This window comes from Streptomyces sp. NPDC001493 (assembly GCF_053597235.1).
Genome location: NZ_JBSFHV010000010.1, coordinates 177,709 through 194,493, shown reverse-complemented (window position 1 = coordinate 194,493; position 16,785 = coordinate 177,709). Strand labels below are relative to the sequence as shown.

General features: G+C 71.5%; 16 protein-coding genes. 2 read left to right on the top strand and 14 right to left on the bottom strand.

Annotation, left to right across the window (positions count from 1 at the left end; translation table 11 throughout):
- Window positions 1–113: 113 nt before the first annotated feature.
- From ACWCWD_RS16825 to ACWCWD_RS16780, 10 genes are all read right to left on the bottom strand, one after another.
- Complete coding sequence (locus ACWCWD_RS16825; protein WP_450773563.1) at window positions 114–539, bottom strand: thioesterase family protein; 426 nt, start codon at window positions 537–539, stop codon at window positions 114–116.
- Window positions 536–1,684 carry a GNAT family N-acetyltransferase gene (locus ACWCWD_RS16820; protein ID WP_450773562.1) on the bottom strand — a complete coding sequence of 383 codons (1,149 nt, stop codon included), beginning with the start codon at window positions 1,682–1,684 and terminating at the stop codon, window positions 536–538. The genes ACWCWD_RS16825 and ACWCWD_RS16820 overlap by 4 nt, the downstream gene beginning before the upstream one ends.
- Entirely contained in the window at window positions 1,681–2,946 is a 1,266-nt protein-coding gene (locus ACWCWD_RS16815) for an MFS transporter (protein ID WP_450773561.1), read from the bottom strand. The genes ACWCWD_RS16820 and ACWCWD_RS16815 overlap by 4 nt, the downstream gene beginning before the upstream one ends.
- Window positions 2,947–3,009: 63 nt before the next feature.
- The gene (locus ACWCWD_RS16810) at window positions 3,010–4,200 is read right to left on the bottom strand and encodes an acyl-CoA dehydrogenase family protein (RefSeq protein WP_450773560.1); all 1,191 of its coding nucleotides are present in this window, start codon (window positions 4,198–4,200) and stop codon (window positions 3,010–3,012) included.
- Between the two features lie 50 nt (window positions 4,201–4,250).
- Entirely contained in the window at window positions 4,251–5,234 is a 984-nt protein-coding gene (locus ACWCWD_RS16805; protein ID WP_450773559.1) for a 3-oxoacyl-ACP synthase III family protein, read from the bottom strand.
- A gap of 16 nt (window positions 5,235–5,250) precedes the next feature.
- Window positions 5,251–6,591, bottom strand: coding sequence for an aminotransferase (locus tag ACWCWD_RS16800; RefSeq protein ID WP_450773558.1), 1,341 nt, complete (start codon window positions 6,589–6,591; stop codon window positions 5,251–5,253).
- A gap of 46 nt (window positions 6,592–6,637) precedes the next feature.
- Window positions 6,638–7,375 carry an SDR family oxidoreductase gene (locus ACWCWD_RS16795; protein ID WP_450773557.1) on the bottom strand — a complete coding sequence of 246 codons (738 nt, stop codon included), beginning with the start codon at window positions 7,373–7,375 and terminating at the stop codon, window positions 6,638–6,640.
- Between the two features lie 5 nt (window positions 7,376–7,380).
- Window positions 7,381–8,379 carry a hypothetical protein gene (locus ACWCWD_RS16790; RefSeq protein ID WP_450773556.1) on the bottom strand — a complete coding sequence of 333 codons (999 nt, stop codon included), beginning with the start codon at window positions 8,377–8,379 and terminating at the stop codon, window positions 7,381–7,383.
- 163 nt (window positions 8,380–8,542) lie between these two features.
- The gene (locus tag ACWCWD_RS16785; RefSeq protein WP_450773555.1) at window positions 8,543–9,772 is read right to left on the bottom strand and encodes an ATP-grasp domain-containing protein; all 1,230 of its coding nucleotides are present in this window, start codon (window positions 9,770–9,772) and stop codon (window positions 8,543–8,545) included.
- A 3-nt stretch (window positions 9,773–9,775) separates the two neighbouring features.
- Window positions 9,776–9,925, bottom strand: coding sequence for a hypothetical protein (locus ACWCWD_RS16780; protein ID WP_450773554.1), 150 nt, complete (start codon window positions 9,923–9,925; stop codon window positions 9,776–9,778).
- A 121-nt stretch (window positions 9,926–10,046) separates the two neighbouring features.
- Between ACWCWD_RS16780 and ACWCWD_RS16775 the strand changes: the two genes are divergently transcribed.
- Entirely contained in the window at window positions 10,047–11,075 is a 1,029-nt protein-coding gene (locus tag ACWCWD_RS16775; RefSeq protein ID WP_450773553.1) for a LuxR C-terminal-related transcriptional regulator, read from the top strand.
- A 13-nt stretch (window positions 11,076–11,088) separates the two neighbouring features.
- Entirely contained in the window at window positions 11,089–11,832 is a 744-nt protein-coding gene (locus tag ACWCWD_RS16770) for a 3-keto-5-aminohexanoate cleavage protein (protein ID WP_450773552.1), read from the top strand.
- A 92-nt stretch (window positions 11,833–11,924) separates the two neighbouring features.
- On the opposite strand, the gene ACWCWD_RS16765 is transcribed toward ACWCWD_RS16770, so the two are convergent.
- Genes ACWCWD_RS16765 through ACWCWD_RS16750 form a run of 4 tightly spaced genes read right to left on the bottom strand, consistent with a single transcriptional unit; the run spans window position 11,925 to window position 16,628 of the window.
- Window positions 11,925–13,379, bottom strand: coding sequence for a cellulose binding domain-containing protein (locus ACWCWD_RS16765; protein ID WP_450773551.1), 1,455 nt, complete (start codon window positions 13,377–13,379; stop codon window positions 11,925–11,927).
- Window positions 13,376–14,884, bottom strand: a complete 1,509-nt coding sequence (locus tag ACWCWD_RS16760) for a beta-N-acetylhexosaminidase (protein ID WP_450773629.1) — start codon at window positions 14,882–14,884, stop codon at window positions 13,376–13,378. The genes ACWCWD_RS16765 and ACWCWD_RS16760 overlap by 4 nt, the downstream gene beginning before the upstream one ends.
- 14 nt (window positions 14,885–14,898) lie before the next feature.
- Window positions 14,899–15,744: a carbohydrate ABC transporter permease gene (locus ACWCWD_RS16755; RefSeq protein WP_450773550.1), complete on the bottom strand. Its 846-nt coding sequence runs from the start codon at window positions 15,742–15,744 to the stop codon at window positions 14,899–14,901.
- Window positions 15,741–16,628, bottom strand: a complete 888-nt coding sequence (locus tag ACWCWD_RS16750) for a carbohydrate ABC transporter permease (protein ID WP_450773628.1) — start codon at window positions 16,626–16,628, stop codon at window positions 15,741–15,743. Before ACWCWD_RS16750 ends, ACWCWD_RS16755 begins: the two co-directional genes overlap by 4 nt.
- Window positions 16,629–16,785: the final 157 nt, after the last annotated feature.

Genomic DNA, 16,785 nt, shown 5'->3' with positions numbered 1-16,785 from the left:
GGAACAGCTGACGGGCCGCCGGTTCTCCCGGGCCGGGGTGGCCCCCGACCGGCCCGGGTGGCCCCCGGCCGGCCCGGGGCAACCGGATGCCCCGGGCCGGTCGGAGCACTCGTTCAGGCCGTGCGCCGGCTGAGCCTGTCGGTGAACCGTGCCCGGTCGATCAGGGCCCGGGTGTGGCGCCCGCGCAGGACGGATCCGTGGGAGTCGCGGGCCTCCACGTCGAAGGTGAGCTTGCGGCTGTCCGCCCGGGTCAGGGTGGCGCGGACGGTGACGTCGTCGCCGACGGGCGTCGGCGCGAGGTGCGCCGAGTCGTGGGCCAGCCCGACCGTCATGTCCCCCTCGGGGACGGCGGTTTCGACCACCTTCATCGCGGCGATCTCGCTGAGCCACAGCAGGACCGGGGTGGCGAGCACCGGCAGGTCGTTGCCCCAGTTGGTGGCGGCGTCCCGGACGGTGACCCGGTGGACGAGCTCCGCGCTCGACCCCACGAGGGAGTCGATGCCGGAGAGGACGGGTTCGGGTGCGGAAGGCGCGGTCATGTGGGGTCCTTGGGTGTGGGAGGGGTGAGCGGGCTCCGGTCACGTCGTTCCCGGAGGTCGTTCAGGTGCTGTCCTGCGGCGTCGTCGAGCGGGACGAACCAGGCTTCGCGCGGCTGGGTCCGTGCACCGCGACGCTGTTTGGTGGCGTCCGCGGTGATCGAGAGGTCGAGGCGGCGTACACCGTGCGCACAGGCCCACCGGATGGGCTCGTGCAGGGCCGCGCCGAAGTACACCGGGGCGTCGGCACAGCCTTCGGGGTCGAAGCCGGCCTGGCGGACGTATGCCTGCGTGCCGCGGCGCACCAGGGAGGTGAAGCCCACGTACGTGCCGTCGCGACGGGCCCTGACGAGCAGGGCGTCGTCGCCGAGGTGGTCGAGGTAGGCACGGTGCAGGCCGGCGGCCTCCTCGACGGCGTACACGTGGCCGTGCTTGTCGTACAGGCCCAGTTCCAGGGGGACGATCCATTCGAGGTCGGTCTCGCGGAGGGGGGACACCTCGAACTCGACCCCGGCCTCACGGAGTTTGCGCAGGTCCGCCTTCTCCTTCGCCCGCTGCTTGCGTGGCAGTGACGCCATCCAGTCCTCGAAGCCGTCACCGGGCAGGCCGAGCACGTTGGTTCCGTGGGAGGGGAACCGGACACCGCCGTGGGCCAGGAACGCCGCCCGGAGGTCGGCGTCCTCGGGCGAGCAGTAGAGGGCGGCGAGGCAGGAGGCGCCACGCTCCGCCGCGTGCTCGGCCGCGGCGCCCAGGAGCCGGGTCAGGGCCTGCGGGCGCTTCCAGGCGGGGCCGGCCGTGCGGAACGTGCTGTGCCCGGGGCGCCGGCCGCCGATGGTGAACGCGGGCAGCAGCGGGCCGGGGTCCTCCGCCTCGGCGCCGTCCGCCAGGAACAGGTCGGGCCGGGCGAAGGGCCACGGGTTGCTCGTGGCGTCGAAACCGTAGGAAGGGGCGTACGCGGCGAAGTCCTCGCCGTGGACCCAGGTGTGGAATGCCGGACCGGGGTGGGCCCCGTCCTCGACAAGGAGCCACGGCGGGCTGCAGTAGAGATGCGGGCAGTCGCGCACGAGCGGGTGGTCGAGCGTGCGGGCCGTCGGTCCGGGGGTGATGTGGGTGCCGTTGCGGACGTCGGGTTCTCGGGTGAGGGTCACGGGGTCTCCGGGGCGGGGGGTGCGGAGGAGCGTGCGGACAGGGTCATGGGGACGGCGGCCGCGAGCACGATGCAGCCGGCGAGGACGAGGACGGCCCGGGGCCCGTAGTGGGAGCCGACGACTCCGGCGAGTGCGGATCCCAGGGGGAGGCAGCCGAAGGCGATCAGCCGGTACGCGGAGGTGACCCGGCCGAGGAGCTCGTGGGGAACGGCGCGTTGGCGGTAGGACACCGTGATCACGTTGACGAGGATGAGCAGCCCCGTGCAGCCGAGGCCGAGGCCGAGGACGAGCGGGGTGGGGCGGATCCCCGGCAGGGCGAAGCCGACCCCCATCCCCGCCAGGCCCAGAGCCATGCAGATGCCGTTTCCGAGCCGGGAGGTGGCGAGCGGAGCCAGGAGCCCCACGACGAGACCGCCGACGCCGGCCACCATCAGGAGGGACCCGTAGGCGGTGCTGCCGAGGCCCAGCGGACCGGGCGGCAGAGCCAGGAGAGGGAGCGCGGCGTACACGGCGGCCCACGCGATGTTCAGGGCGCCCACGCCCACGGCGTAGACGGTCAGGGTGGTGTCGCCGAAGAGGAACCGCAGCCCGGTCCGGATGTCGGCGAGGACGCCGCCTCCTGCGGGTGCGGCGGCCGGCCCCTCCTGTCCCGATCGGCCCGGCGCGGCCGGCAGGGCCATGAGGAGGAGGACGGTGGCGAGGTAGAGGGCGGCCGTGGTCCCGAAGGCGAGGCTCGCGGACAGGCCCAGCAGGAAGCCGCCGACGGAGGGGCCGGCCATCTGGTTGGTGGTGATCTCCGCCGCCTGGAGACGGGAGTTGGCGCGTTCCAGCAGCGAGGGCGGCACGAGGCTGGGGGTGGTGGTGTGGAAGGCGGTGTCGAAGACGGTCTCACCGATGCCGAGGAGGAAGGCCGCCGCCGCGAGCAGAGCGATGTCCGCCCGGTCCAGCAGCAGAGCCAGCGCGGTGGCGCCGAGGACCACGACGCGCGCCGAGTTGACGATCCGCATCAGCCGCCGCTCGTCGAAGCGGTCGACGAGGACTCCGGAGAAGAGGGCGAACAACAGCCAGGGCAGGCGCGCCATCACGGCCACCACGGCCACGCCCCCGGCACCGCCGCCCAGATGGACGGCGGTGACCGGCAGCGCCACCTGGTAGACGCCGTCCGCCAGGTTCGACCCCGCGCAGGCGTTCCACAACCAGAGGAAGGGCCGGCCGAGTCGGGGCACGGACGGGGCGGCGGGCGCCGTCGGGGTTGCGGTCATGTCTTCCTCACTCGGAGAAGAAGCGTCCACGGGGAGCGGGGACCGGGGAGCGGGGCGCCGGGGTCATCCCGGGTGGTTCGCCAGCATCTGGTTGAGGATGTTCTTGCGCTGCATCTCGCTGGTGCCCCCGGCGATGAGCGTGCCGAGCGCGTCCTGGACGACGCGCGTCCGGGCACCACGCATGTACCCCGCGTGCCCTTGCAGACGCATCAGGTTCTGGGCCGCCTCGACCAGACCCTCCGATCCCACGAGCTTGGCGACGGAGCACCGCAGGGAGGCCTGGGGGTCGCCGACCACCAGAGCGTCGATGCCGGCGCGGGCGGTGGCCCTGGCGATCTCGATGGTGATCCTGACGTCGGTGATGCGCCCCTGGACGTACTGATGGTCGAGGATCGGCGTGCCGAACGCCTCACGCCGGCGGGCGAAGTCGACAGCCTCGTCGAGCTGCGGTTCGAGGAAGGCCGCGATGACCAGGCCGTAGAGGGCGCGGTCGAAGCCGATGATGTCGTAGAGGGTCCGCAGACCTTCGCCGGGTACGCCGAGTACCGCGGGCTCGGGCAGGGCCACGTCGTGGAGTTCGATGGCGCCGGTGGGGCTGGACCGCAGACCGAGGAGTTCCTCCGCGGGTCCGCGCCGGACCCCGGGGCTGTGGAGGTTGACCAGGAACAGGGTGATGTCGCGGCGGCCGAGGTCGGGGACGCGGCCGAGGATGAGGGCCCGGTCGGCGACGGGCGCGTTGGTGATGTGGTCCTTCTTGCCGTTCAGCGTCCAGCCGTCGGCGGTGCGGGTGGCGACGGTGCGGGTGCGGGCGACGTCGGAGCCGCCGTGGGGTTCGGTCAGGGCGGTCGCTCCGACGGCCCCCTTCATCAACTGCGGGAGCACCGAACGGTGGTGGAAGTCGCTGCCGTGCTCCACCAGGGCTCGTACGAGCCCGGCGTGCGCGATGAGGGAGAGCACGAAGCCCAGGTCCTCGCCCGTGCGGGCGATGTCGGCGACGTGCTCGGCCAGGTCCGCCCAGGTCCCTCCGATGCCGCCCAGCCGCTCGGGGACGCCTATGCGCCACAGGCCGAGGTCGGCCAGGCGCTGCCAGGACAGGCGGTCCAGGATCTCGGCCTCGTAGGCGGCGTCGGCCCTGCGGGCGACGTGGGTCCGGGCGAATTCGGCGAACGAGTCGTCGTGCGGGAGGGCAGTGGGGACGGGTGCGTCGTGCTGCGGGGTGACCAGGCCTGCGTGGGCCATGGCGGGGGCGGTCATGTGAGGTGGTCTCCAGGGTGAGGGGGTGAGGGGGCGAGGGGGCGAGGGGGTCAGTACCAGCGCATGACGAGGGCGCCCGCGGTCATCCCGCCGCCGACGGCGGCCAGGACGACGACGTCGCCGCGGTGCAGCCTTCCGGCCGCCGCGGCCTCGTCCAGGGTGATGGGTACGGAGGCGGCGGCCGTGTTGCCGTAGCGGTCCACCGTCATCGGGACCCGGTCCAGCGGCACACCGCAGCGGTCGGCGCACTCCTCGATGAGGCGGGCGTTGGCCTGGTGGGTGATGAGGAGGTCGACGTCGTCGACGTCGAGCCCGGCGGCCGCGAGGGCCCCCTTGACCACCTGCGGAACGGCCTGGGTGGCGAAGTCCCACACCTGGCGGCCGTCCATGCGGAAGAAGTGGCGCCGTTCCGCGACGGTGCGCTCGTCGGCCGGTTCGCGTGTGCCGCCGGCCGGGATGCCGACCACGTCGAGCCGGGTGCTGTCGGCGATCAGGTCGCAGCCGAGGATGCCGTATCCGTCGGGGACCCTCCCGAGGACGGCCGCCCCGGCCCCGTCCCCGAAGAAGACGCAGGTGCCGCGGTCCTCGTAGTCCAGTACGCGGCTGTACGCCTCGCACCCGACGACCATCACGTGGTTGTACTGGGAGAAGGTGTTCATCAGTCCCGCAGCCGCGGCGGTGGCGTAGACGAAGCCGCTGCACACGGCCCCGACGTCGAACGCGGGTATCTGGTGCAGGCCCATTCCGGCGTGCAGGTTGCAGGCGGTGGAGGGCTGGATCTGGTCCGGCGAACTCGTGGCCACGACCAGGGCGTCCAGCTGCTCCGCCGCCATGTCGTGGTCCCGCAGTGCGGCCAGGGCGGCCAGCCGGCCGAGGTCGGAGGTGCTCTGGTCCTCGTGCGCCCTGCGGCGCTCGCGGATGCCCGTCCTGGAGGTGATCCAGGTGTCCGAGGTGTCCACGGTCCGGGCGAGGTCGTCGTTGGTGACGATGTGGTCGGGCAGGTACGAGCCGGTGGCGACGATGCCGATGGCCATCGGGCGCTCCTCGGTGTCAGGCCGCCTGCTGCAGGCGGGGGGAGTCGACTACGTCGTGGTACGCGGCGGTGAAGCGCTCCATCAGGTCGTCGATCTGCTCACCGGTGATGATCAGTGGGGGCGCGAAGACCACGGTGTCCCCCATGGCGCGCAGGAGGAGCCCGCGCTCCTTCGCCGCCCGGAGGACGGCCTGGCCGAACTGCCCGGGCACCTGTCCGACGGCGGCCGGGTCGAACTCGACGCCGCCCAGCAGTCCGTGACCCCGTACGTCGCGGACCGCCGCGTCGCCGCGGAACTTGTCCAGTCCGCGGGCGAGGCGCGGGGCGACCTCCCGCACGTGGCCCGGGATGTCGCGTTCGCGCAGGATGGCGAGCGTTTCGCGGGCGACGGCGGCCGGGACGGGATGGCCGGAGTAGGTGAAGCCGTGGCCGAAGGTGCCGATCTGCCTGCTGCCTTCGGCGAGGGCGGCACTGACGCGTTCACCGACGAGCGTGGCGGAGATCGGCAGATAGGAGGAGGACAGCCCCTTGGCGGTGGTGATGATGTCCGGGGTCAGGCCGAACTCCGTGCTGGCGAACATCGATCCGGTGCGGCCGTAGCCGGTGATGACCTCGTCCGCGATGAACAGGATGCCGTACCGGTCCAGGACCTCCTGGAGGCGTGCGAAGTACCCGGCCGGCGGGATGATCAGGCCGCCCGCTCCGAGAATGGGTTCGGAGATGAAGGCCGCCACCGTCTCCGGGCCTGCTTCCTCGATGAGGTTCTCCAGGTCCTCCATCAGCCAGTCGACCTGCTCGGCCTCGGTCAGGCCCCGCGAGGAGGGGTGCAGGGGGTTGGGGCAGTGGGCCGAGAGGAAGTCGCCCGTGTCCAGACCGAAGCCGTGGTGGATGTGCGGGAGTCCGGTGGCCGAACCGGCGGCGAGAGTCGTGCCGTGGTAGCCGCAGCTGTGCGAGATGATCTTGCGGCGTTCCGGCCGGCCCTGGGACCAGTGGTAGTAGCGGGCGAACTTCATCGCGCTGTCGTTGGCGTCCGAACCGGAGTTGCCGAAGAACACCTTGCCCATGGGGATGGGCGCGATGTCCACGATGTCGGAGGCCAGCGCGAGCGCCACGTCGTTGGTGCGGTGGTTGAACGAACCGTAGAAGGGGAGTTTGTTCATCTGCCGGGTGGCCGCCTCCACCAGGCGCGGCTCGCTGTAGCCGAGGGTGACGCTCCACAGGCCGGCCACGCCGTCGATGAACGACTGCCCGTCCTCGTCGCGTACTTCGATGCCGGATCCCTCGGTGATCACGTGGGGCCGGGTGTCGAGGTAGAGGGCGCTGTGCGGTTCGAGCATGTGCGATGTCGCTTCAGGCATGAAAGGACTTCCTCCGTGGACGGGACGATCGGGCGTGGGGCGGGGCTCAGCGGCCGCCGCCCACCTCCAGGACGGAACCGGTGATGTACGAGGCGCTCGGGGAGAGCAGGAAGACGGCGGCTTCGGCGACTTCCTCGGGGGTGCCGATACGGCCCATGGGCACGGACGTCCGCAGGCGCTCGGGGCGGTCGGGGACACCGTTGGCCAGGTGGAGGCCGGTTTCGATCAGGCCGGGGGCGACCGCGTTGACGCGGACGCCCTCCGCGGCCACCTCCTGGGCGGTACCCCACGTGTGGGTGTTGACGGCGGCCTTGAGAGCGGCGTAGTGCACCCACTCGTGGCCGCCACCGGTGCGGGCGCCCGTGGACGAGATGTTGAGGACGCAGCCTCCCTGGCCGCCACGACCGCGGGACATGTACCGCAGACCCTCGCGGGTGCACAGCACGACGCTGCGCAGGACGGCCCGGTAGGCGACGTCCAGTTGCCGGATGTCCAGGTCGACGACCCGGCCCAGACCGCCGGTGACGCCGGCGTTGTTGACGACGGCGGTGAGCGGGCCGAGCTTCTCCACGGCGGTGGCGAAGAGCCGTTCGACCTCGTCCTCCTCGGTGACGTCGGCTTCCACGGCCAGCGCTTCGACGCCCGCCTCCCTGAGGTCGCGGACGACCTGTTCGGCGCCCGCGGCGCTGGACCGGTAGTTGACGCACACCGGTCGGTCCAGCGCCGCGGCACGGCGGGCGATCGCGGCCCCGATGCCTTGGCCGGCACCCGTAACGATGATCATGGGAATCAGCCGTTGACCACGCCGTAGCGGTCGCCGAGGAAGAACTCCTCGAACGCCTTGCGGGTGTAGACGTTGTGCGTCTTCATGAGCCAGCGCTGCTTGAGGCCGTCGAGGTCGTGGATGGCGTTCACCTCCCGGCCGTGGATGACGTCCCGGTTGGAGAAGGTGACCGAGTCGCCGGGCCTGGACACCCGCATCTGCTTGCGGCTGTGCAGGGCGGCCACGAAGCGGTCCAGGACCGCCTGCGCCTCATCGTCCAGGCCACGGGTGCGGTCCTCGAAGACGCGGGCACCCTCGTCCGTGTTGATGACGGCGTGGTTCTGGGCGCGGCGGTCGCCCAGTACGTCGCCCTGCCGGGTGGAGACGTCGTCGAAGGGGGTGTGGAACCGGGGCTGGGCCAGGATCTCGCGGTCGCCGTCACTGAGCTCGTCCAGCGCGTGGACGGTCACGGTGAAGGTCGAGTACACCTCGTTCGTGGGCGTGTCCCGCAGGGTCAGCGTGTTGACGAAGTCGGGGCTCACGAAGTGGTTGGCGAAGTCCCGGTGGAACTTGAGAGTCCCCAGCGTCTTCTGCGACTGCGAGTCGAACATCGACTCCTTGGGATAGATGTCGTGGAAGAAGTCGCCCTCGTTGACGCTGAGGTGCCCGATGATCTCCGTGCCGGTCAGGACCCCGTAGGCCGCGAGGAAGCCCTCGGCGACGAAGGTCTTCTTCAGGCGGTACTTCTCGTGCACCGGGTCCGCCGAGCCGAACCGGGGCAGATCGAGGTCGATGGGCGCGTTGCCGATGACCACCAGCGGCGCCTTCGAGAAGTCGCGGAGCATCGACATCTCGCAGAAGTCGGTGAAGCGGGAGCCGAGCCGCTGGTCGCCCCGGAGCCGGGACACGTCGGCCATGTAGCTGTCGAAGTCGCCGTAGGGGTTGGTGGCGATCTCCAGGAGGACCTCGCGCAGGGAGTCGCGCTCGGCGTCGGTGAAGACGAAGTCGTAGTCGATCTGTCGCATGGAACGTCCTTCCATCAGGGCATGCCGGTGCCGTGGCGCCGGCCGAACAGGCGGAACAGGGGGAACACGGGGTGGGTGGCACGTCGGACGGGAGCCACGGGGCGGTCGGACGCCCCGGCACGGCCGGGGGAGTCGACGGCGTGGGACGGCGCCGCCGGGAGGCTCAGTCGGTCACGACGGCCGTGTGGGAATCCAGGGTCGACAGATCCTGGAGGAGGACGTCGAAGTCCTCGTTCCACAGCAGCACACTGGCGGCGAAGTCGCGGATGTCCTCGGGCGCCTCGGTTGTCTGCCCGGTCTCCACGTTCCACTGCCAGTGGTGGTCGCTGAGCAGCGTGGCCCGGCGCAGTTCGCGCACCCGCCCCTCGACCTTGGGGAAGTAGACCCAGGCGGCGTGCGGCCCGACGCCCTCGCTGCCGGGCAGCTCCTCGCCGCGCTGGAGGCGGAAGTGCGCCTCCTCGATGTCGAGTCCCCGGCGGATGCGGCTCGTGGAGGGCACGAGGGCGGCCGGCGCCCGGGCGGCGATCTCCAGGAACACCAGTTCGCCGTCGGGGCGCCGGTAGATCTCGTGGTGGTAGACGCCGTGGGACGGCTTGTCCGGGAGGGCATCCAGAACACGGCGGTTGAACGCGAGGAGCGACGCGCGGACGGGGTGGTCCTCGGGGAGGGTGTGGCTCGCGCACACCTTCCCGTGGACGTAGTCGTAGCAGGGGTGGAGGTAGGCGTTGGCCTCCACGTGCACGACCGCTCCGCCGCTGACGGCGGTGTCCACGTGGTAGAGGACGCCCCGGAGGAACTCGTCCACCTCGTACCTGCGGTCGCCGGCCGTCGCCGCCCAGTCGCGGAGCTCGCCGGCGTCGTCCAGCTGCCTGGCTCCCACGCTGCCGGACTCGTCCAGCGGTTTGACGAACATCGGCCAGCCCAGCGCCTCCTCCAGCCCGGCCACGTAGCGGCCGGCGTCTGCGGCGTAGGCCCGGGCGTCCCACTCCTGGTGGCGCGGCAGGCGGACCCCGGCCCCCTCCAGGGCCCTCTTCATGGCGATCTTGTCGATGAAGGGTGCCAACTGGTCCGGCAGGTCCCCTGCCAGCCCCAGCCGCCGGCGCACCTCGGCGACCGCTCCCAGGGAGTACTCGTCGTGGCAGAGCAGCGCCACGTCGTCCCGGTCGGCGGCGGGCAGGGTCTCCCGCAGGGACTCGACGCACGCGGTGAGCGCGTCGGCGGTGAACTCCTCCAGCACCGCGATGCGGGAGAAGGCGTCCTCACGACGGCGCTTGACCAGCTTCTGGTGCTGCGCGGGACTGGCGATCAGCCACGTGCGCCGGTGCGGACGCACCAGCACCGCGGGATCGATGCGGAACGAGGCGACGTTCTGGACGACGATGTCGGTACGCACGCCTCAGCCCTCGTCCCGCGGGAAGAGGTCCCAGATGTTGCCCTCGTCCTCGGCGTGCGCCCTCGCCGCCGCAGGTACACCGTCGAACACGGCGCCCGCTGACGGGGCCGTACCGGCCACCGTCGCGCCACCCGTCGTCCGTATGCGTGCCATCAACTTCCTCCAGATGATCGGTGTCTGACCAACCGACGGTTATCCGGAGGTGCCACGGGCATGCGCACCCCTGTGTGACAGCAAGTGGCCAGACCACTACTGGACAGGGGAGCGTGAACCCGTGAGTGCGGACTATGACCCGCTGGACATCGAGCTCTACCGGGCTGAACTGCAGAAACCCCGGTACACCGACGAGGAACTGGCACGCGGGCTGGGGCTGGACCCCGCCGAGGTGAGACGCCGCAGACAACACCTGGCGGATCTGCGGCTGTTGAGACGGGTGGACGAGGAGACCTGGGTGGCCGTCAGCCCGCACGCGGCGGCCGACGCCTTACTCGGCGACGAGGAGAGGGAAGTCGAAGAGCGCCGGATGGAGCTCGCCCGGCGCAGGGAGGACCTGACGGCGCTGACGGCCGAGTACCTGGAGGCCCGCAGCCTGCGCTCCAGCGCCGCCCATGTCGAGACCCTGCACGGCCTGGAGACGGTACGAGCCGCCCTGACCGAGCTCGCAGCCCTGTGCACCACCTCGGTGGACTCCATGGTCCCCGGCGGTGCGCAGAGCGAGCGGGCCGTCCAGGCGGCTCTTCCGCTGGACAGGGCCCAACTGGACCGCGGCATCGCCCTGCGGTGCCTGTTCCTCGACTCGGCGCGTTCCCACCCCGGTACCCAGCGGTACCTGAACGAACTGCGCGACGCCGGGGCGGAGGTCCGCACGACCTGTCTGCTCCCCACCCGCCTGGTGCTCTACGACCGGAGGACGGCCGTCATCCCGCTGGACGCGCACGACACCGCACGGGGGGCCGTGGTCGTCCACGACCCTCCCCTGGTCGACCTCCTCGCCCACCTCTTCGACCTCTACTGGGGGCAGACCGCCCCGGACGCCCCGCGACACGAGCACCAGCTCAGCAGCACCGAGCAGGCCATTCTCCGTATGATGGCCGCCGGTCAGCTGGACGAAGCCATATCCCGGCAGGTCGGCCTGTCGGTCCGCACCACCCGGCGCATCATCAGCAACCTGACGCGGCGTCTGGGCGCCAACAGCCGCTTCCAGGCCGGGGTCGAAGCCGTCGCCCATGGGTGGATCGCGCAGCGGCCCGCCGGGCACGAACCGGCTGCTTCTCCGTCGTCCGACAACGTCCACATTCCCTGAGGCGGAACACCCGATGCGGCACCACGTCGAACCCATCCAGGCATGTCTGAACGGCCGGCGCACCGCCACGGACCACCGTGCGGTGCCGCTCACGCCGGATCAGCTGGCCACCGCGGCGCGCTCCGCGGTGGCGGCCGGTGCGGGCAGCGCGCACCTGCACCCCCGGGACGGGGAAGGCGACGAGAGCCTGGACGTCCTCTGGGTGGAACCGGCGGTCCGCGCGGTGCGGCGCGCCTGTCCCGGGCTGCCGGTCGGGGTGTCGACGGGGCTGTGGATGTGCGGGGGCGACGCCGCGGTCCGCAGGGAGACGGTACTGAAGTGGGCCGCGGCGGAGGACCGCCCCGACTTCGCCTCCGTCAACCTCAGCGAGGCCGGGTTCGAGGAACTGGCCGAAATCCTGGCGGAGATGGGCGTGGGCGTCGAGGCGGGCGTCTGGTCGGAGCGCGACGCCCTGGCCCTGCTGGGCGGCACCCGCGCCGGCTCCTGCACGCGGGTGCTCGTGGAGCTGATCGACCTGCCGCCCGAGCAGGCGCTGATCCGTGCCGACCGGATCATGGACCTGCTGCGGCGGGCGGATTGCACGACGCCGGTCCTGCTGCACGGGGAGGGTGTTTCCACCTGGCCGGTCCTCGACAGGGCCCTCGCTCTGGGGCTGCAGACCCGTATCGGTCTGGAGGACACCCTCGTGGACCCGGACGGCGGCCCGGTGGCGGACAACGCCGCCCTGATCCGGCTGGCACTCTCCCGTACGGCCTGACCCGCGCCCCGGCCCTGTCCGGCGTACCCGTCGCGGGGGACGGACGCCCGCGCGAGCGGCGTCCGTCCCCCGGTCCGGGAGGGCGGGAGCGGTCAGGTGGCCGGAACGGTGTCCTCGAAGGCCGTACCCGCCGCCCGGTAGGCGGCGACCGCCGCCGTGACCTGGGCCGGGGTCAGCACCTGGTCCTTGACGTGCAGCATCCAGTCGACCTTCTGGTCGTAAGCGCGCGGGGTGGTGCTGGTCTGGCCCGCGAGGTCGATCAGCCACTGGTTGAAGTTGATGGACATGGGACGTTCCGGCAGGTAGCGGGAGTCGTGGCGCCCGAACTCGACACCGTCGATGTAGTAGACGATGGCGGTGTCGTCGATGGTGAGGACGAGGTCGTGCCAGCCCGCGTAGCTGATCCGTGATTCGGAGTGCTGGTTGACCGCCTCCCACGGGTCGGGCCGGTAGGTCTCCCAGGACGTGGTGTAGAGGATGTTCGAGGGCTCGCCCCAGCCGCCGTTGGGCAGGTACTCGAAGTCGTACTCGGCGTAGTCGTCGGCCATCGGGGCCTTGAGATCGTTGATGGTGAAGAACGTGGACACGAGGTGGTCCCCGTCGGGGCCGTACTTCGGCGCGTCGGCGAACCGCACCCGGGCCGCGTAGGTGCCGTTGCGGAACTTCGTCGCCTTGGTGAGGACTTCGGTCTGCTTCGTGGTCTCCGGAGTCCCCGCGGTGGAGGTCTCCAGGTTCATGATCGAGTTGGTCCCCTCCTTGGCGAAGGTGACGTTCTCGGCGGGCCAGCTCGCGCCCGGCACCCCGGGACCGCCCGAGTTGGAGCGCACGTTCCAGCCGTGCGCGCCGATGGACGGGTCGCTGTACGAGGTGTAGTTGAAGTCGTCGAAGAGCCTGGTCCCGCCGGCGGGCGGGTCGGTCGGAGGGTTCGTCGGGCCGGTGGGGTCGGTCGGGTTGTTGCCGGTGGGCGCGGTGCCCCACACCTGGGTTCCGGCGACCGTCGCGGTGACCTTGGACCAGTTCGCGTACGAGGTCTGCCCGGAGCCGAAGGAGTAGTCGTCCGCCTGGTTCAGCGGCTGCCAGTTCGAGCGGTAGAACCGCAGCTGCATGTCCCCGGTGTCCGCGCCCGGGGCGAGTGAACCGGCCCCGGCGGTGAAGCCGATCTCCAGGTAGCGGTCGGCCGTCGCGGTGGGGTTGGCGAGGGTGCCGAAGGTGCCCGTGATGTTGGCGCACCCCTTGACCGCCCAGGAACAGGCGTAGGTGTACGAGGCTCCGGAGTCGGCCTTGAAGTAGTAGCGGATCTTGACCTGGGCGAGGGAGACGGACGTGCTGCCGGTGTTGACGGCCTTGAACCAGGGTTCCGCCTGGTCGGAGCCGGTGGAGCTCTGCCGGTACTGGACCGTCAGCGCCTCGCCGGCCGCGGTGGCGGGCACGGCCGCCAGGGTGGCGCAGCCGAGTCCGGCCAGTGCGGCGGCGGCCAGTGCGACGCGGACGCGGGAGACGCCGGGGCGGGGGGTGTGCTCTCTCTTGTTCGTGCTGGTGCTCGTCACCTGGGGGTCCTCTCGGGATGGTGGAGCGTGGAGGGACGGCTCGGCACCCCGAGGGCGTCGAGCCGGGTCTTGTGGTGGTCCAGCCGGGTCCGGAATCCGTCCCAGTCGTGGCCGCCGGACCAGGCGGTGTCGGCCAGGGCGCACAGCCGGGGGAAGACGAGGTACTCGGCGTGCGCCGCGGTGGGCACGTACTCGGTCCACAACTGCGCCTGGGTGCCCAGCACGTGGGCGGCGTCCGCCGCGTCCCAGTGGGCGGGCGCGGGGTCGGTGGCGTAGACGGTCGGCAGGTCCACCGAGAAGCCGGGCTGGCCCGGCGGCTCCTCGGGGTGCGTGGACTGCGGGTAGTCGAGGTAGGTGGAGCGGTGCGGGGTCATGATGACCTGATGGCCGTTGCGCGCCGCCGCGAGTCCGTGCTCCTGGTCCAGCCAGGCCAGTACGGTGAACGAGTCCGGGAGGTCGCCCCCGGTTTCGGTCCACCCCAGCGGCTGTCGGCCGTGCTCGGCGAGGAACGTCCCGACCTGTCCCATCAGCCAGCCGCGGAGCGCCTTCGGACCGCTCAGCCCCTCGTCCGCGACGCGCCGCAGCGCGGAGGGCGAGGTGTGCCACTCGTCGGTCGGGCACTCGTCGCCGCCGACGTGGATGTACGGCGAGGGGAAGACCTCCATGACCTCGCCGAGCACGGTCCGGCAGAAGTCGAGCGCCTCGTCGTGGACCCCGAGGACGGTGTCGCACACGCCTTGGCGGTTCCAGACCTCCAGCCGCCGGTCGGGGAAGTTGCCGAGGTGCGGGTAGGCGGCGAGGGCGGCGCGGACGTGGCCGGGCATCTCGATCTCGGGGACGACGGTCACCCCCCGGTCGGCGGCGTACGCGACCAGGTCGGTCAGCTCCCGGCGGGTGTACGCGCCCCCGTGCGGCACCCCGCCCACCTCGGTGAGCCGGGGGTAGGCGCCGACCGGCATCCGCCAGCCCTGGTCGTCGGTGAGGTGCAGGTGCAGCACGTTCAGCTTGTGCAGGGCCAGCAGGTCCGTGAAGCGCCGCAGGAACGAGACGGGCTGGAAGTGACGCGCCACGTCGAGCATCGCCCCGCGCCAGGCGTAACGCGGCACGTCCGTCGTCTCCAGGCAGGGGATCGACCACGGCGTGCCGTGCACCGGCTCGGCGGAGAGTGCGGCGGGCGGCAGGAGCTGACGGAGGGTCTGGACGCCGTGCAGCAGACCCTCCGGCCGGGCCGCCCGCAGCAGGACGGTGTCCTCGCCGACGGTGAGCCCGTAGCCCTGCTCCCCGAGGCCGGTGAGACCGGGATCGAGGGCGAGGACCACCCGGCCGTCGTCCGCGAGGGGCAGCGGCAGCCCGGTCGCCGGGGCGAGCAGGGTGCGCAGCAGCAGGGCGGCGGGCCCGGTGCCGGCGGTCGCGCGGATCGCCGTGGCGGTGTCGAAGGTGAACCGGCCCCGTCGGAGGTGGAGTTTTAACGGACCCGGTACGAGGCCGAGGCCGGTGGGGGGCATGGACACGGTTTCTCCTATCCCTTGACCGCGCCACCGGTCATACCGGTGGCGACCCGTCGTTGGAGAACGAGGAAGAGTACGAGGACGGGCAGCGCGAAGAGGGTGGAGGCGGCCATGGTGGCGCCCCAGTCGGTGCCGAAGACGTTCGAGAACGAGGAGAGCCAGACGGGCAGGGTCCGGTCGTCCTGGTTCTTGATGATCAGCATGTTGGCGAAGGCGAACTCGTTCCAGGCGGTGATGAAACCGAACAGGGACGTGGCGAGCAGCCCCGGTGCCAGCAGGGGGAAGGTGACCCGGCGGAAGGCGGCGGCGCGGGTGCAGCCGTCCACCTGGGCCGCCTCCTCCAGCTCGGCGGGGATCGCGGAGAGGAAGCTCCGCAGGGTCACGATGGTGAACGGCAGCGTGATCATGAAGTAGACGAGGGTCAGCGTCGCGAGCCGGTCGAGCATGTCGGTGTCGCGGGCGATGACGTACATCGGGATCAGCAGCGCCTCCCAGGGCGCGACCTGCGCGACGAACACCATGAGGACGAAGCCCCGCCGGCCCTTCCACCGCATCCGGGCCACCGCGAACGCCGCACCGAGGGCCACGACGAGGGCCAGCAGCACGCAGCCGGCCGTGACGAGGAGGCTGTTGCGCCAGAACGACCAGAACCCGTCGGCCGACACCGCGTCGGAGAAGTGCTCCAGCGTCACCGAGGTGGGCAGGAACACCGGAGTCTCCGCCTGGATGTCCGCGGTCGGCTTGAAGGCGGTGAGGATCATCCAGTAGACGGGGAAGACACAGAGCACGAAGACGATCAGCGCCCCGGCGTTCAGGGGCAGTCCACGCAGGGCCACGCGGACGGGACGGGCGCTCACAGCTCGGCCTCCTGTCGGAACATCTGGCGGAAGTAGAGGACCAGCGCGCCGACCAGGACGAGCACCATGAGGGTGGCCGCCGCCGCCCCGAGGTCGTAGCGGTGCAGCGACTGGGCGATCTGGTACGAGTAGACGGGCAGGGTGGTGGTCGCGCCGCTCGGACCGCCCTTGGTGACCGCCCAGATCTGCGCGAAGCACCGGAAGACCCAGATGACTTCGAGGCTCAGCACCAGCCCGAAGATCGGCCGCAGGATGGGCAGGGTGACGGAGCGGAAGATCCGCCAGCCGCCGGCTCCGTCGATCCGCGCCGACTCGAAGAGCTCGGCCGGGACCGTGGTCAGCGCGGAGTGCAGCGTGATGGCCACGAACGGCACCGACTGCCACACCACGAGCAGCACCAGAACGGTGAAGGCGGCCGGACCGTGCGCGAACCAGGAGTAGTTGTCGAAGGAGTCGAACCCCAGCCGCACCAGCAGCCAGTTGACCACTCCGAGCCGGGAGGCGAATAGCCACTGGAAGACCGTGGTGGTGGCGATGACCGGACTGGCCCAGGCGAGCACCAGTCCCACGAGGACCAGGGTCCGCATCCGCTTGCCGAGACGTTGCAGCATCAGCGCGACGCCGGTGCCGATCACCATGATGAGCGCGACGTTGACCGCGGTCCACCAGAGGGTGCGCCGGACCACCTGCCAGAACTCGCCGTCCCGGAGGATCGTGGAGTAGTTCTCCAGGCCCGCGAAGTCCGCGTCCCCGCGGATCAGTTCCGCCATGCCGTAGTGCTGGAAGGAGATCAGCAGGTTACGGGCGAGGGGGTAGGCCAGCAGGAAGGCGAACCCGATCACGGTGGGGGCGATCAGCAGATACGGCCAGAGGGTGCCCGGCACTGTACGGCGGGGCCTGCCCGGGCCCCGGGCCGGGGGAGCGGCCTTCTCCGGGGCGACGGCGACTGTGGCGGCGGCGGGGCCGGCCGGGCCGGCCTCCGCCGGTCCGGTCCGGTCCGCGGTCCGGGTCACGCGCGTCCTCCCTCGGCCGGCGTCCCGG

Excerpts from the sequence above, each read along its gene's own strand:
- ACWCWD_RS16805 (WP_450773559.1), bottom strand. The coding sequence starts at position 5,234 with ATGGCCATCGGCATCGTCGCCACCGGCTCGTACCTGCCCGACCACATC.
- ACWCWD_RS16760 (WP_450773629.1), bottom strand. The coding sequence starts at position 14,884 with ATGCCCCCCACCGGCCTCGGCCTCGTACCGGGTCCGTTAAAACTCCAC.
- ACWCWD_RS16815 (WP_450773561.1), bottom strand. The coding sequence starts at position 2,946 with ATGACCGCAACCCCGACGGCGCCCGCCGCCCCGTCCGTGCCCCGACTC.
- ACWCWD_RS16770 (WP_450773552.1), top strand. The coding sequence starts at position 11,089 with ATGCGGCACCACGTCGAACCCATCCAGGCATGTCTGAACGGCCGGCGC.
- ACWCWD_RS16780 (WP_450773554.1), bottom strand. The coding sequence starts at position 9,925 with ATGGCACGCATACGGACGACGGGTGGCGCGACGGTGGCCGGTACGGCC.
- ACWCWD_RS16795 (WP_450773557.1), bottom strand. The coding sequence starts at position 7,375 with ATGATCATCGTTACGGGTGCCGGCCAAGGCATCGGGGCCGCGATCGCC.
- ACWCWD_RS16810 (WP_450773560.1), bottom strand. The coding sequence starts at position 4,200 with ATGACCGCCCCCGCCATGGCCCACGCAGGCCTGGTCACCCCGCAGCAC.
- ACWCWD_RS16800 (WP_450773558.1), bottom strand. The coding sequence starts at position 6,591 with ATGCCTGAAGCGACATCGCACATGCTCGAACCGCACAGCGCCCTCTAC.
- ACWCWD_RS16790 (WP_450773556.1), bottom strand. The coding sequence starts at position 8,379 with ATGCGACAGATCGACTACGACTTCGTCTTCACCGACGCCGAGCGCGAC.
- ACWCWD_RS16825 (WP_450773563.1), bottom strand. The coding sequence starts at position 539 with ATGACCGCGCCTTCCGCACCCGAACCCGTCCTCTCCGGCATCGACTCC.